This is a genomic window from Brevundimonas sp. AVps31 (assembly GCF_058681355.1).
In genome coordinates, this window is record NZ_CM178736.1 from 2,200,450 (window position 1) to 2,213,368 (window position 12,919).

14 protein-coding genes are annotated in these 12,919 nt (G+C 68.9%); 3 read left to right on the forward strand and 11 right to left on the reverse strand.

Annotated elements, in window-relative coordinates; all coding sequences use genetic code 11:
• Positions 1 to 57: 57 nt before the first annotated feature.
• The gene (locus tag ACW174_RS10655; protein ID WP_492014409.1) at positions 58 to 1,401 is read right to left on the reverse strand and encodes an ATP-binding protein; all 1,344 of its coding nucleotides are present in this window, start codon (positions 1,399 to 1,401) and stop codon (positions 58 to 60) included.
• A 130-nt stretch (positions 1,402 to 1,531) separates the two neighbouring features.
• Positions 1,532 to 2,263, reverse strand: coding sequence for a response regulator (locus tag ACW174_RS10660; RefSeq protein WP_492014410.1), 732 nt, complete (start codon positions 2,261 to 2,263; stop codon positions 1,532 to 1,534).
• Positions 2,264 to 2,351: 88 nt separating this feature from the next.
• Here ACW174_RS10660 and ACW174_RS10665 point away from each other — a divergent pair, with 88 nt between their 5' ends.
• From ACW174_RS10665 to ACW174_RS10675, 3 genes are all read left to right on the forward strand, one after another.
• Positions 2,352 to 3,230, forward strand: coding sequence for a branched-chain amino acid aminotransferase (locus tag ACW174_RS10665; protein WP_492014411.1), 879 nt, complete (start codon positions 2,352 to 2,354; stop codon positions 3,228 to 3,230).
• Between the two features lie 95 nt (positions 3,231 to 3,325).
• Positions 3,326 to 4,591, forward strand: a complete 1,266-nt coding sequence (locus tag ACW174_RS10670) for a NupC/NupG family nucleoside CNT transporter (RefSeq protein ID WP_492014412.1) — start codon at positions 3,326 to 3,328, stop codon at positions 4,589 to 4,591.
• A gap of 13 nt (positions 4,592 to 4,604) precedes the next feature.
• The gene (locus ACW174_RS10675; RefSeq protein ID WP_492014413.1) at positions 4,605 to 5,225 is read left to right on the forward strand and encodes a glutathione S-transferase family protein; all 621 of its coding nucleotides are present in this window, start codon (positions 4,605 to 4,607) and stop codon (positions 5,223 to 5,225) included.
• Here ACW174_RS10675 and ACW174_RS10680 read toward each other — a convergent pair.
• Genes ACW174_RS10680 through ACW174_RS10720 form a run of 9 tightly spaced genes read right to left on the reverse strand, consistent with a single transcriptional unit; the run spans position 5,222 to position 12,840 of the window.
• On the reverse strand, positions 5,222 to 6,211 hold the full coding sequence (locus tag ACW174_RS10680) for an NAD-dependent epimerase/dehydratase family protein (protein WP_492014414.1): 990 nt from the start codon (positions 6,209 to 6,211) through the stop codon (positions 5,222 to 5,224). The genes ACW174_RS10675 and ACW174_RS10680 overlap by 4 nt on opposite strands.
• Complete coding sequence (gene hisIE / locus ACW174_RS10685) at positions 6,208 to 6,819, reverse strand: bifunctional phosphoribosyl-AMP cyclohydrolase/phosphoribosyl-ATP diphosphatase HisIE (RefSeq protein ID WP_492014415.1); 612 nt, start codon at positions 6,817 to 6,819, stop codon at positions 6,208 to 6,210. Before hisIE ends, ACW174_RS10680 begins: the two co-directional genes overlap by 4 nt.
• Positions 6,816 to 7,583, reverse strand: coding sequence for an imidazole glycerol phosphate synthase subunit HisF (hisF, locus tag ACW174_RS10690; protein ID WP_492014416.1), 768 nt, complete (start codon positions 7,581 to 7,583; stop codon positions 6,816 to 6,818). The genes hisIE and hisF overlap by 4 nt, the downstream gene beginning before the upstream one ends.
• On the reverse strand, positions 7,580 to 8,314 hold the full coding sequence (gene hisA, locus ACW174_RS10695; protein ID WP_492014417.1) for a 1-(5-phosphoribosyl)-5-[(5-phosphoribosylamino)methylideneamino]imidazole-4-carboxamide isomerase: 735 nt from the start codon (positions 8,312 to 8,314) through the stop codon (positions 7,580 to 7,582). Before hisA ends, hisF begins: the two co-directional genes overlap by 4 nt.
• A complete protein-coding gene (hisH, locus tag ACW174_RS10700; protein ID WP_492014418.1) occupies positions 8,311 to 8,913 on the reverse strand; it encodes an imidazole glycerol phosphate synthase subunit HisH in 603 nt (200 codons plus the stop codon). Before hisH ends, hisA begins: the two co-directional genes overlap by 4 nt.
• On the reverse strand, positions 8,910 to 10,346 hold the full coding sequence (gene hisB, locus ACW174_RS10705; RefSeq protein ID WP_492014419.1) for an imidazoleglycerol-phosphate dehydratase HisB: 1,437 nt from the start codon (positions 10,344 to 10,346) through the stop codon (positions 8,910 to 8,912). The genes hisH and hisB overlap by 4 nt, the downstream gene beginning before the upstream one ends.
• Positions 10,343 to 11,665 carry a histidinol dehydrogenase gene (gene hisD / locus ACW174_RS10710; RefSeq protein WP_492014420.1) on the reverse strand — a complete coding sequence of 441 codons (1,323 nt, stop codon included), beginning with the start codon at positions 11,663 to 11,665 and terminating at the stop codon, positions 10,343 to 10,345. Before hisD ends, hisB begins: the two co-directional genes overlap by 4 nt.
• Positions 11,665 to 12,546, reverse strand: a complete 882-nt coding sequence (gene hisG, locus ACW174_RS10715; protein ID WP_492014421.1) for an ATP phosphoribosyltransferase — start codon at positions 12,544 to 12,546, stop codon at positions 11,665 to 11,667. The genes hisD and hisG overlap by 1 nt, the downstream gene beginning before the upstream one ends.
• A gap of 9 nt (positions 12,547 to 12,555) precedes the next feature.
• Positions 12,556 to 12,840 (reverse strand): YerC/YecD family TrpR-related protein, encoded by a 285-nt coding sequence (locus ACW174_RS10720; RefSeq protein WP_492014422.1) that lies wholly within the window; start codon positions 12,838 to 12,840, stop codon positions 12,556 to 12,558.
• Positions 12,841 to 12,919 lie beyond the last annotated feature (79 nt).

Here is a 12,919-nt window from a genome sequence, read left to right on the forward strand (position 1 = left end):
CCCGATCTGTCCTTCAACATGGTCCCGCCCCCGCCGCTTGGCAACGGGGTGAGCGGCTCAGCCGGGAAGGCGGATCAGGGCGCGCAAGCCGCCCAGATCGCTGCGCTCCAGCGTGATGTCGCCGCCGTGGCCCCGCGCCACGTCGCGAGCGATGGCGAGGCCCAGACCGACGCCCTTGTGGTTCTGGTTCCGGCTTTCATCCAGCCGCGAGAAGGGCCGGAAGGCTTCCTCGTGCATATCGTCGGGAATGCCGGGGCCGTCGTCCTCAATGGCGATCTCGAAACCGCCCGAGGGCAGGGCGCGCGCGGTCAGGCGAACGTGTTCGCCATGGGCGGCCGCGTTGCCCGCCAGATTGCTGATCGCCCGCTTGAAGGCGAGTGGCCGCACCCAGGCGGTCAGGGGCTGCGGCGCGATCACCTCGACCTCGGCGCCGGCGCGTCGCGCGTCATCACCGGCGGCGGTGATCAGATCGCCGAGTGAAATCTCCTGCGGCGTCTCCCCGGCTTCACCACGGGCGAACGCGAGATACTCGTCGATCATATGCTCCATCTCGTCCATGTCGCCGCGCATGGCCTCGACGCGCTTGAACGGCGGGGCGAGGGCGAGTTCGAGCCGCAGTCGGGTCAGGGGTGTGCGCAGGTCGTGGCTGACAGAGGCCAGAAGGGCGGTGCGCTGGTCGATGTAGCGCTGGATCCGGTCGCGCATGTTCATGAAGGCCTGGGCGGCGGCGCGGACCTCCTTGGCGCCGGAGGGCTTGAACCGTTCGCGGGTTTCGCCCCGGCCGAAGGCCTCGGCGGCCTCGGCCAGCCGCTCGATGGCGCGAACCTGATTGCGGATGAACAGGATGGCGACGCCCATCAGCAGCACTGTCGCGATCAGGAGCCACAGCACGAAGATATGGGCCTGTGTCGCCACCGCCCGCTCTCGCGGGGCGATGATGCGCAGCACGCCCTGCGGCTGCTGCACCCGGATGTCGACGTAGGCGGGGTAGCGGGTGGTGTCGAACCAGACCGGCTGATCGATGCGGGCGCGCAGCGCCTTCTCCAGCGTGCGATCGACGACGCCGATCGCGCCGCGCCGGGTTTCGCGCGGCAGATGCTCGCCCTCCTGCAGGACGATGGACAGGGACATGGAGCGCTGGGCGCGTTCGGCGATGACCTCAAGGTTCTGCGGGGTCGGTTCGTCGGCGTAGCTCTCGGAGGCCCAGGCGATGTCGCCCGCCAGCCCGTCGGACAGGCGCGCGGTCACCGTCTGCCAGTGCATGTCGAAAAAGGCCCAGGTCACGGCCACCTGCATGACCAGAACGGGCAGCACGATGATCAGCAGCGACCGGCCCCACAGCGAGGTCGGCAGGCGCCGCTTCAGAAAGCGCGGCCAGAGGGCGGCGGGGAGAAGTCTCACGCCCGTTCCTCCCCCTTGGGGGAGGGGGACCATCCGAAGGATGGTGGAGGGGTGTTGAAGCGTGCGCAGGGCAGGCGCCCCTCCACCGCTTCGCGGTCCCCCTCCCCCGAGGGGGGAGGAACGCGCTGCATCAGTCCGGCGCCAGCATGTAGCCGATGCCGCGCACCGTCTGCAGGTAGCGCGGGTTCTTCGGATCGGCTTCCAGCTTGCGGCGCAGGCGGGTGACCTGAACGTCCACGGCGCGACCGGTGATGTCGGCGGTGTCGGGCGACAGGCTCATCCGCTCGACCGGGGCGTGGGCGTGGATCGCCAGCGTCTTCAGAAGCTGGGCCTCGGCCTCGGTCAGGCGCTGGGGTTTGCCGTCCTTAAGCAGTTCCAGCCGTTCCATGTCGAAGATCGCGGGCCCCAGCTTGATCTCGCGCGGCGTCAGCGGCTTGCCGCCGGTCCGACGCAGGATGGCGTCGATGCGCAGCGCGAGTTCGCGTGGGTCGAACGGCTTGGACATATAGTCGTCGGCGCCGCGCGACAGGCCCTCGACCCGATCGTCGGGATCGCCGCGGGCGGTCAGCAGCAGGACCGGCGTTTTCGAGGTCTCGGCCTTGGACCGGATCCAGGTCGTCAGGTCGAAGCCGCTTTCACCCGGCATCATCACGTCCAGCACGATCAGGTCGAACTCGATCAGTTCGACCAAGCGTCTGGCGGCGGCCGCGTGGGCGGCGCCGGTCACGCGGTAGCCCTCGCGGGTCAGGAATTCCTTGAGCAGTTCGCGGATGCGGTCGTCGTCATCGACGACCAGCAGATGCCGGCCCGCGCCCGCGCCCGCGATCGGGCCCGAACGGCCGCTGGAGCGAACGTCCGTCATGCGGATGCGACTTCACAGACGCGACAGGCGTTGACCTGAGCGATTCCGGCGGGTCTAACCCGAAGAGCTTCGCGGGAGACGTTCTTCAATGGCCTTCGTTCCTTTCGACGATCGTGACGGTTGGATCTGGATGGACGGCGATTTCGTACCCTGGAGGGAAGCGAAAACGCACGTTCTGACCCATGCCCTTCACTACGGCTCGTCGGTCTTCGAGGGTGAGCGTATGTATGGCGGCGAAATCTTCAAGCTGACGCCGCACTCGGAACGTCTGCAGCGCTCCGCGAACCTGCTGGATTTTGATCTTCCGTACAGCGTGGCCGAGATCGACGCCGCCTGCAAGGAAACCTGCGAAAAGATGGGGCTTTCGGACTGTTATGTGCGTCCGGTGGCGTATCGGGGCCCTGAACAGGTCAGCGTTTCGACCATCAACAACAAGACCCACGTCGCCATCGCCGTGTGGGAGTGGCCCAGCTATTTCGATCCGGAGACCAAGGCGAAGGGGATTCGCCTGGAGTGGGCCAAGTGGCGCCGCCCGGATCCCATGACCGCCCCTTCGGCGGCCAAGGCTGCGGGCCTGTACATGATCTGCACCATGTCCAAGACCGCCGCCGAGAAGCGCGGCTATTCGGACGCGATGATGCTGGACTGGCGCGGCTATGTGGCCGAGGCGACCGGCGCCAATGTCTTCTTCGTGCAGGACGGCGTGCTGCACACGCCGCCGGTCGACGCGATCCTGGACGGCATCACCCGCCAGACCGTGATCGAAATGGCCAAGGCCAAGGGCATCGAGGTGGTCGTGCGCCACATCCGCCCGGAAGAGCTGGCCACGTTCAGCGAATGCTTCCTGACGGGCACGGCCGCCGAAGTGACGCCGGTGAGCGAGATCGGTGAATACCGCTTCACCCCGGCGGCGTTGAGCCTCGGCCTGATGGAAGACTACGGCCGGCTGGTTCGCGGCCAGCTCTGAAGACATCGTCGCGTCTGGCGCCGCTTGCCAGATGCGACAAGCTGTCGTTCAAGGGCTAATGGCATCGGCTCGTCAGGCCGGTCGGGGAAACGTCCATGTTTAGCCTGCTGAATCTCCAGAGCCTGCTCGGGCTCTTCGTCATCGTGGCCGCCTGCTGGGGCTTGTCTGAAAACAAGCGGGCCTTCCCGTGGCGACTGGCTCTGGGCGCGATCCTCGTTCAGGCCGCCCTGGTGCTGGTGCTGTTCAACCCGGCCTCGCGCGGCGTGCTGGAAGCCATCAACGGCGCGGTCGACGGGTTGGCCCAGGCGACCGCCGTGGGCACCAATTTCGTGTTCGGCTATCTGGCGGGTGGAGCCTTCGCCCAGCCCTATGCCGTGCAGGAGCCCGGCGCCCTGTTCACCTTCGCCTTCAACGTCCTGCCGCTCATTCTTGTGATCTCGGCCCTGTCGGCGCTGCTGTGGCACTGGAAGATCCTGAAGTGGATCACCTACGGGTTCGGCATCCTGTTTCAGAAGACGATGGGGCTGGGCGGCGCCTCGGCCCTGGCGGTGGCGGCCAATATCTTCCTGGGCATGATCGAGAGCCCGATCGTGATCCGCGCCTATCTGGACAAGCTGACCCGGTCGGAGCTGTTCCTGATGATGGTGGTGGGTCTGGCGACGGTCGCCGGATCGACCATGGTGGCCTACGCCCTGATGCTGGAATCGACCCTGCCGAACGCGGCCGGGCATGTGCTGGTGGCCTCGATCATCTCGGCGCCGGCGGGCATCCTGCTGGCGCGGATCATCATTCCGGAAAAGGCGGGCGAGGGCGGGGCCTTCGCCGAGTATGACTCGGCCCTGAAATACGACAGCGCCATCGACGCCATCGTGAAGGGCACGTCGGACGGCCTGATGGTGGTGCTGAACATCTCGGCGGTGCTGATCGTGTTCGTGGCGCTGGTGGCGCTGGTCAACATCATGGTCGGGGCGATCTTCCCGGGCATCAGTGTCGAATGGCTGCTGAGCTGGGTCTTCGCCCCCGTCGCCTGGCTGACGGGCGTGCAGGCGTCGGACGTCCGCGAGGCGGGCCTGCTGCTGGGGACCAAGCTGACCCAGACCGAGTTCAAGGCCTTCATGGATCTGGGCGCGGTTCCCGCCGGCGAGCTGACCGAGCGGTCGCGCATGCTGATGACCTACGCCCTGTGCGGTTTCGCCAACATCGGCTCGGTCGGCATTACCGTGACCGGTTTGTCGGTGCTGATGCCCGAGCGTCGGGAAGAGGTGTTGGGACTGGTGTGGAAGGCGCTCTTCGCCGGTTTCCTCGCCACCCTGATGACCTCAGCCATTGTCGGTGTGATGCCGACCGCCATATTCGGTTGAACCGGAGGCCGACATGAAACTCTACACCTCGCACCGCGCGCCCAATCCGCGCCGGGTCCGCTGGGTTCTGGCCGAAAAGGGCGTCGAGGACGTCACGATGGTCGAACTGGACATCATGGCCGGCGAGCACCGGACGCCGGACTATCGGGCCAGGGTGGGTGTGCCGCACGTTCCGGCGCTGGAGTTGAAGGACGGGACGACGATCTCGGAATCCGTCGCCATCTGCCGCTATCTGGAGTCCGTCTACCCCGAGCCGAACCTGTTCGGCCGTGACGCGGCGGAGCAGGCGGTGATCGAAATGTGGACCCGCCGCTGTGAGTTCTATCTGGCCAATCCGATCATGCTGAATGTGCGCCATTCGCATCCGGCGCTGGCCGCTCTGGAGGCGACGCAACTGCCGCAGGTGGCGGAGTACAACAAACTCTCGGCCGAGAAATTCATGCGCACCCTGGACCGGCGTCTGGCGGAGCATGAGTTCATCGCCTCGGACCGGTTCACCATCGCGGATATCGTCGCGGTGGTCGGGCTGGATTTCGCGCGCCTGATCAAATACCGGCCGCCCGAAGAGTTCACTCATCTGGCCCGCTGGCTGGAGGCGAGCCGCGCCCGCCCGGCGGCCAAGGCCGGGGTCTAGGCTTTGGCAGCCAGCAGGGGCGCGACGTCCAGCGCCGTCTGCACCGCGTCGTACTGCGGCTCATAGCCGATCAGCCGCTTGGCGCCGGACAGGTCGAAGGTCTGGGACCAGGCCAGGGTCGCCAGGGTGTAGGGCGTCAGCACCGGCTCGGGCTTGCCGGGCAGAAGGCGGTTCAGGGTCTCCGACACCACCGACAACGCCTTGCCGACGAACAGGGGCACGGGGACGATCTTCACCTCGGCGCCCAGCGTCTCCGCCAGCTTTCGGACGAGCGCGTTCAGCGGGATGGCGCGGCCGGAGGTGACGTTGACGACCTGCCCTCCGGCGTCCTCGCGGTGGACGTCAGCCAGCAGGAAGGCCCGGGCGGCGTCGCGGTGGTCTGTCATTTCGACCAAGGCCTCGCCGTTGCGGAACAGGGGGAAGCGGCCCTTTTTCACCAGACGCAGCAGGCGCGGCAACAGGACCGCATCGTTCGGCCCCACGATGGCGCGGGGGCGCAGGGAGACCGTGCGGAAGCCCGGCGCGTCGGCGGCGCGCACCAGCCGCTCGGCCTCGCCCTTGGTGCGGGCATAGGCGTTCAGCGGGCGCGGGTTGGGGGGGCTGGTTTCGGTCAGGCCGGTCTGGTCGCCCCAGCGGGCGAAGATGGAGGGCGACGAGACGAAGATGAAGCCATCGACGCCGGCGCCCTGAGCGGCGTGCAGCAGGCGGCGGGTCAGTTCGACATTGGCCCGGTCGAAGTCGGCGTCAGGGCCCCACGGGCTGGACAGGCCCGCGGCGTGGAAGACCACGTCGATGTCGCGGCAGGCGTCTTCTGTCTGGTCCATCAGGTTGCCGCCGAACGGCTCGGCGCCCATGGCGCGCAGTCGCTCCAGCGCCTCCGGCTTGCGGCCTGATCCGCGAACCGAATAGCCCGCATCCAGCAGGGCGCGGACCAGCGACAGGCCCAGGCCTCCCGTCGCGCCGGTGACCAGCGCCCGCCGCGTCACGTCTTCTTCGCCCGCGCCGCCAGCACGTCCAGCACGTCCTGCAGCTTCAGCCCGCGGGCGTGGAGCAGGACCAGCAGGTGGTAGATCAGGTCGGCGGCTTCGGAGGCGACCTCCTCGTCCGGCCCGGCGGCGCCGGCCAGTGCGGTTTCGACGCCTTCCTCACCCACCTTCTGGGCCACGCGCTTGGGCCCTTCGGCGATCAGGCGGGCGGTCCAGCTTTCGGCGGGATCGGCGGCGGCGCGGATGGCGATGGTCTGCTCAAGGCGTCCCAGTCGACCGAGGCCCGGCGCATCCTCGTCACCGAAACAGCTGATGCGGTTCAGGTGACAGGCGTTGCCGACGGGGCGGACCTTCAGCACCAGCGCGTCCTTGTCGCAGTCCGGGGTGAGGGAGACGACATACAGCCGGTCGCCCGAGGTCTCGCCCTTGCGCCAGCGCCCGCCGCGCGACCGAGAGAAGAAGGTCGCCTCGCCGCTGGCTACCGTCTCGTCAAAGGCGGCGCGGTCCATATAGGCGAGGGTCAGCACCTGCAGCGTCGCGGCGTCCTGCACCACGACCGGGATCAGTCCACCGCCCTTGGCGAAGTCGAGGGTGTCCGGATCGATCATGGTCTCACCTCGATGCCCGACCGCGTCAGGAAGGTCTTCAGTTCAGGGATGGGAAGGGTTCCGGTGTGAAAGACGCTGGCGGCCAGGGCGCCCGACACGTCAGCCTGCTCGAACACATCACGGAAATGCTCGGCAGAGCCGGCGCCGCCCGAGGCGACGAGCGGGATGGTCAGGCGGGCGCGGGCGGCGGCCAGCTGGGCGATGTCATAGCCCTTGCGGACCCCGTCCTCGTCCATGCAGTTCAGCACGATCTCGCCGGCGCCGAGGGATTGCGCGTCGACGATCCAGTCCAGCGTCCGGCGGCCCGAGCCCCGGCTGGCGGCGGCGTCGCCGGTGTACTGGTGCACCACCCAGTCGTCGCCGGCGCGCTTGGAGTCCACGCCGACCACCACGCACTGCGAGCCCAGCCGTTCGGCCATCTCAGCGATCAGTTCAGGACGCTCCAGCGCGGGGGAGTTGATCGACACCTTGTCCGCCCCGTGGTCGAGGCAGAGCGCCGCCTGTTCGACCGAGCGAATGCCGCCCGCGACGCAGAAGGGGATGTCCAGCAACCGGGCGATGTCGCGCACCCAGCCGTAGTCGAGGGTGCGGCCTTCGGGGCTGGCGGTGATGTCATAGAAGACCAGTTCGTCGGCGCCCTGGTCGCGGTAACGGGCCGCCAGTTCGGAAGCGTCGCCCATGTCGCGGTGGCCCTCGAAGCGGACGCCCTTCACGACCCGGCCGTCCTTCACGTCGAGGCAGGGGATGATCCTTCTGGCGGTCATGCGCGTGCGGTTTCCAGCGCCTGCTCCAGCGTGAAGCGGCCCTCGTACAGCGCGCGGCCGATGATGGCGCCGGAGGAGCCGACCGAACGGGCGCCGGTCAGGTCGGTCAGGTCTGCGACGCCGCCCGAGGCCTGGAGCCACAGGTCTGGGCGGCGCTGGTGGATCTCGGCCAGCAGGTCGAGGTTCGGCCCCGTCAGGGCGCCGTCACGGCCCACGTCAGTGACCAGCAGGTGTCGGGCGGCGCCGGCCGGATAGAGGTCCAGCGCGGCCCACAGGTCCACGTCAGCCGCCTCGGTCCAGCCCTTCAGGGCCGGGACATAGCGATCACCGTCGGCCTTCACGTCGATGGCCAGGGTGATGCAGTCGGCGCCGAAACGCTCGAGCCACCCCAGAACCGTGTCCGGCTGAGTCACGGCCAGAGAACCGACCACGACCCGGTTGACCCCGGCGTCCAGGAGGCGCGAGACGTCGTCGGCGCTGCGGACCCCGCCGCCGGACTGGATACGGATGTCTATGGCGGCGGCCAGTTCGCCGATCAGTGCGTGCTGCATGGCGCGGCCCGCCTCGGCGCCGTCCAGATCGACGATGTGCGCCCAGGTCGCGCCCGCCGCCCGGAACGCCGTCAGCCGCTTGGCCGGGGCGTCGTCATAGTGGGTCACCTGATCGAATTTGCCGTGCATCAGCCGCACGCAGGCGCCGTTTCTCAGGTCGATGGCGGGATAGACGATCACGCGGGCAGCTCCAGGAAGTTCTTCAGAATGCGGGCGCCGGTCTTGGCCGAACGCTCCGGGTGGAACTGGCAGCCCCAGCGGTTGGCTTGGCGGACGACCGCGGGGACCACCCCGCCATACTCCGCGCGGGCCAATGTTGCGGGGCCGTCCGGGCAGACGAAGCCGTGGACGAAATAGGCCCATTCGTCCTCGCCCAGACCGTCCAGCAACGGGTCGGCCCTTACGGTCTCCAGCCGGGACCAGCCCATGTGCGGGACGGGGCGGGAGGGGCCTGGCTCCAGCTTGCGGACCCGGCCGGGGATCAGGTCCAGCAGGGGCGTGCCACCGCCTTCGTCGCTGTCGGCGAACAGAAGCTGTTGCCCCAGACAAACGCCGAGCAGGGGCCGGGGAAAGGCGCGGATCGCCTCGGTCAGGCCGAGTTCGTCGAGCCGGGACATCGCATAGCCGGCCTGGCCCACGCCGGGCAGGATCAGACGCTCGGCCTCGGCGACATCGGCCGGATCGCTGGTCAGGCGCACGGCGGCGCCCAGCCGCTCCAGCGCGAACTGCACCGACGCGACATTGCCCGCGCCATAGGTGAGGATCGTGACCGACTTCACAGCACGCCCTTGGTGCTGGGCACCGCATCGCCTTCAATGCGAATGGCCTGTCGCAGGGCGCGGCCGAAGGCCTTGTAGGCGGCCTCGGTCTTGTGGTGGTCGTCCTCGCCCTTGACCGAGACGTGGATCGCCGCGCCGAGGTGCTCGGCCAGGGAGCGGAAGACGTGGGCGGTCAGGTCGGTGCGGTACTCGCCAATGAAGGGCGTGTCGAAGGTCCCTTCGAACACCGGATAGGGACGACCCGACAGATCGATCGACACCTGCGCCTCGGCCTCGTCCATCGGCAGGACAAATCCGTAGCGGGCGATGCCGCGCCGTTCGCCGAGCGCCTGCTTCAACGCCTGCCCGAGCGCGATGGCCGAGTCCTCGATGGTGTGGTGCGGGTCAGTGTGCAGGTCGCCCTCGCACGACAGGGACAGGGAGAAGCCGCCATGGGCCGCGATCTGCTCCAGCATGTGATCGAAGAAGCCGACGCCTGTGGAAATCAGGATCGGACCGGTCGCGTCGAGATCGACCGCGCAGACGATGCGGGTTTCCTTCGTGTCGCGCACGGCCTGACCGGTGCGATTGGCGCGGGCCTTGGCGGGGGCGAGATCCAGTGCGATGAGCAGGCGGTCGTTGATCTCGGCCTTGGCGGAGACGGGGAGGCGCAGGCGGTCGCCCGCGCGCTCGGCCGTGATGCCGTACCGGGTCAGGGCGGTCAGCACCCCGTCCGGATCGGAAGGGCGCGCCATCAGTACGGGGCCGAACCCGGGTTCGATGCTCATCTCGCGCGACAGGGCCTTCTCCAGCCGTTCGCGTTCCCGCCGCACGGCGCCCAGCCGTTCCCGGGTCTCGATCAGGCGCGAGGGATCCAGCGCCTGCAGCGCCAGCCGCACCGACACCTCCGGCAGGGCGTAGGGCTCCAGCACCGCTGCCAGCCGGGCGAGCGCTTCGGCCTGTCCCAACGCCGCGCCGATCCGGGCGCCGGCCAGTCCATAGGCCATCGAGAGGCTGCGCAGAACGATCAGGTTCGGTTGGTTTGCGATGGCTTCGACAGCGGAGGCGGCGTCAGCGTATTCCGCCATGCCCTCGTCCACGACCAGCAGGGCCGGGGCGACCCGCGCGGCCATCTCGGCGACCGCTTCGGGCGAACCGAGCGCGCGCAGGATGACGGCGGCGGTGTCGGCGCCGGCGATCGGCCGACGATAGAGGGAGGCCAGCGATCGGTACGGCTCGGCGTCCGGCGCCTCCACGCGCCGACCGTCCAGCGCCGCGAGGCGGAACACCAGTTCCAGCCCGTGCGTCAGGCCACGCAGCGGCAGCACCTGATCGGCAGGCAGGCCATAGACCTCGCCCATGCGGGCGGCCAGGGCGCGGGGCTCGACCGGGTAGCGGTCCAGACCCTCGCCGCCCGCGACGAGCGGGGCGAAGGGGGCGGGCAGGTTCTTCATTGGCCGGACCTCAGATCGGCCGCACGGGCGTGGGCTTCCAGCCCCTCCATGCGCGCCAGCTGAGCCGCGACGGGACCCAGGGCCGCGGCGCCGGCGGCGGACACGCACTGGACCGACATGGAGGTCATGAAGCTGGCGGTGGTGACGCCGCCCATGGTCCGGGCCCCGCCGTCCGTCGGCAGGACGTGGCTGGGGCCGGCGGCATAGTCGCCCAGGGTTTCGGCGGCGTTCGGGCCGACGAAGACCGCGCCGGCGGCGGTGATCTTCGGCACCCACTGGTCCGCGTCCAGCGTCTGGAGGGCCAGGTGTTCGGGACCATACAGGTTGGACACTTCGCAGGCTTCGGCGATGCTTTTCACCCGGATAACCCGACCTTCGGCCAAGGCGGCGCGGGCGATGTCGGCGCGGGGCAGGGTTTCGAGCTGACGCTCGACCTCGGCCAGCACGGCGTCGATCAGGCCCTTGCTTTCGGACACCAGAACCACCTGCGCATCCACGTCATGCTCCGCCTGGCTGAGCAGGTCGGCAGCCGCGACCACGGCGTCGGCGTCCCGGTCGGCGATGACCAGCAGTTCGGAGGGGCCGGCGGGCATGTCCACGCCGGGGCCGCCGGGCAGGGCGGCGGCCTGTTTCTTGGCCTCGGCGACCCAGGCATTGCCCGGGCCGAACAGTTTGGCGACGGGTTCGATCTCACCGTCGTCAAAAGTCGCGCCGAAGGTCAGGGCGGCGATGGCCTGCGCCCCGCCGATCAGCCACAGGTCATCCAGACCCGCTTCGGCGGCGGCGATGATCATGGCGGGGTGGGGCCGGCCGTCCTTCGACGGGGGGGTGACGGCTACGCGCCGTTCGACCCCCGCCACCTGCGCCGGGATGGCCAGCATCAGCAGGGACGAGAAAAGGGGCGCGGTGCCGCCGGGCACATACAGGCCCGCCGAGCCGAGCGGACGCCAGGCGATCTTCGACTGAACGCCGGGGCGGGTCTCGATCCAGGCGCTGTCCTCCGGACGCGTGGCCTGATGGAAGATGCGGACATTCTCCGCCGCGATCTTCAGCGCGCGGGTGGCGGCGGGCGGCAGGTCGGCGCGGGCGTCGGCGACCAGTTGCTCGGTGATGGCGATCCGGCGCGGCGCGGCGCCGTCCAGCTTCACGCTCCAGTCGGTGACGGCGGCGCCGCCCCGGGCCTGCACGTCGTCGAAGATGGCGCGCACGCCGTCGATGACCTGGGCGTCGCTGCGCCGGGCCGGGCGGGCCAGCGCAGCGCGGCGACCGGCGGCGTCGAGCGACGACCAGTCGATAATGTTTCCGAACAGTGCGGGCATCACATCATCTTCTCGATGGGGAGGACGAGAATGGCCGAAGCCCCCGCGCCCTTCAGCTTCTCCAGCGTCTCCCAGAAGACGGCTTCCTGGCAGACAGCGTGCACGGCGACGGCGTCGTCACGGCCGGACAGGGGCATGACGGTCGGCGCGCCCGCGCCCGGCAGGATGGCTGTGATCCGGTCCAGCGCCGAGCGAGGCGCGTTCAGCATCACGTATTTGGCGCCCTGCGAGGCGACCACGCCGCTCATCCGCTCGATGATGCTGTCCAGCAGTTCGGCCAGCTGGGGCTCCGGCGCGACAGGCGAGCGGATCAGCACGGCCTGCGACTCCAGCACAGTGTCGCGCGCCGACAGGCCGTTCGCCTCTATGGTCGCGCCGGTGGAAACCAGATCACAGATGGCGTGGGCCAGCTTCAGGCGGGGGGCGACCTCGACCGCGCCGCGCATGGTGACGATCTCCGCCTCCACGCCATTCGCTTTAAGATAGCGGCGCAGCACGCGGGGGTAGGAGGTCGCGATCCGCTTGCCGTCCAGAGAGGCCGGACCGGCGTAGTCCAGCGTCGGCGGCACGGCGATCTTGAGGGTGCATTTGCCGAAACCCAGCGGCATGACCACGCTGGCGACCGGACCGCCGTTGCGGCCCTCTTCCAGCACGTTCTCACCGACGATGCCGAGATCGCAGACGCCGTCCGCGACGAAGGTCGGGATGTCGTCGTCGCGCACCCGCAGCAGGTCGATCGGGTAGTTTTCGACCCTGTACAGCAGGTCGTTGTTGCCCTTGACCACGCGCAGTCCGGCGTCCCGCACCAGATCAAGGCTGCGTTCGGACAGGCGGCCGGACTTTTGCACGGCGATACGAAGTCGCCCTTCAACAGTACTCATGATCTCAACTCAGGCTTTCAGTCTGTCCAGCACCAGGCGGTAGCCCTGATGCGGCATCTCTTTCAGGAACCGGGCGACCCGCACGACCGTGGTCGGGCTGGCCTGCGCCTCGGCGGCGATTTCGCGATACGACTTGCCGCCGGCGTCCAGCAGGCGGGCGACTTCCCAACGCTCTGCGAAGGCGCGCAGCTCTGCGGGCGTGCACAAATCGGCCAGGAAGGCGTCGACCTCGTCGCGCGTTTTCAGCGTCAACAGGGCGTCATGCAGCGCGTTGCGGGCATTGGCGGTCGTCATGGGCCGTTCCACTATGCTGTAACGATGGAACGCGCAAGCTCCATTCTGTCGCAGCCTCGAAAGACAGCGTGATTTGCCA

Coding starts and splice junctions, on each gene's coding strand:
- hisIE (WP_492014415.1), bottom strand. CDS start 6,819: ATGATCGATCCGGACACCCTCGACTTCGCCAAGGGCGGTGGACTGATC.
- hisB (WP_492014419.1), bottom strand. CDS start 10,346: ATGAAGAACCTGCCCGCCCCCTTCGCCCCGCTCGTCGCGGGCGGCGAG.
- ACW174_RS10720 (WP_492014422.1), bottom strand. CDS start 12,840: ATGACGACCGCCAATGCCCGCAACGCGCTGCATGACGCCCTGTTGACG.
- ACW174_RS10665 (WP_492014411.1), top strand. CDS start 2,352: ATGGCCTTCGTTCCTTTCGACGATCGTGACGGTTGGATCTGGATGGAC.
- ACW174_RS10675 (WP_492014413.1), top strand. CDS start 4,605: ATGAAACTCTACACCTCGCACCGCGCGCCCAATCCGCGCCGGGTCCGC.
- hisD (WP_492014420.1), bottom strand. CDS start 11,665: ATGCCCGCACTGTTCGGAAACATTATCGACTGGTCGTCGCTCGACGCC.
- ACW174_RS10670 (WP_492014412.1), top strand. CDS start 3,326: ATGTTTAGCCTGCTGAATCTCCAGAGCCTGCTCGGGCTCTTCGTCATC.
- ACW174_RS10660 (WP_492014410.1), bottom strand. CDS start 2,263: ATGACGGACGTTCGCTCCAGCGGCCGTTCGGGCCCGATCGCGGGCGCG.
- hisF (WP_492014416.1), bottom strand. CDS start 7,583: ATGACCGCCAGAAGGATCATCCCCTGCCTCGACGTGAAGGACGGCCGG.
- hisG (WP_492014421.1), bottom strand. CDS start 12,546: ATGAGTACTGTTGAAGGGCGACTTCGTATCGCCGTGCAAAAGTCCGGC.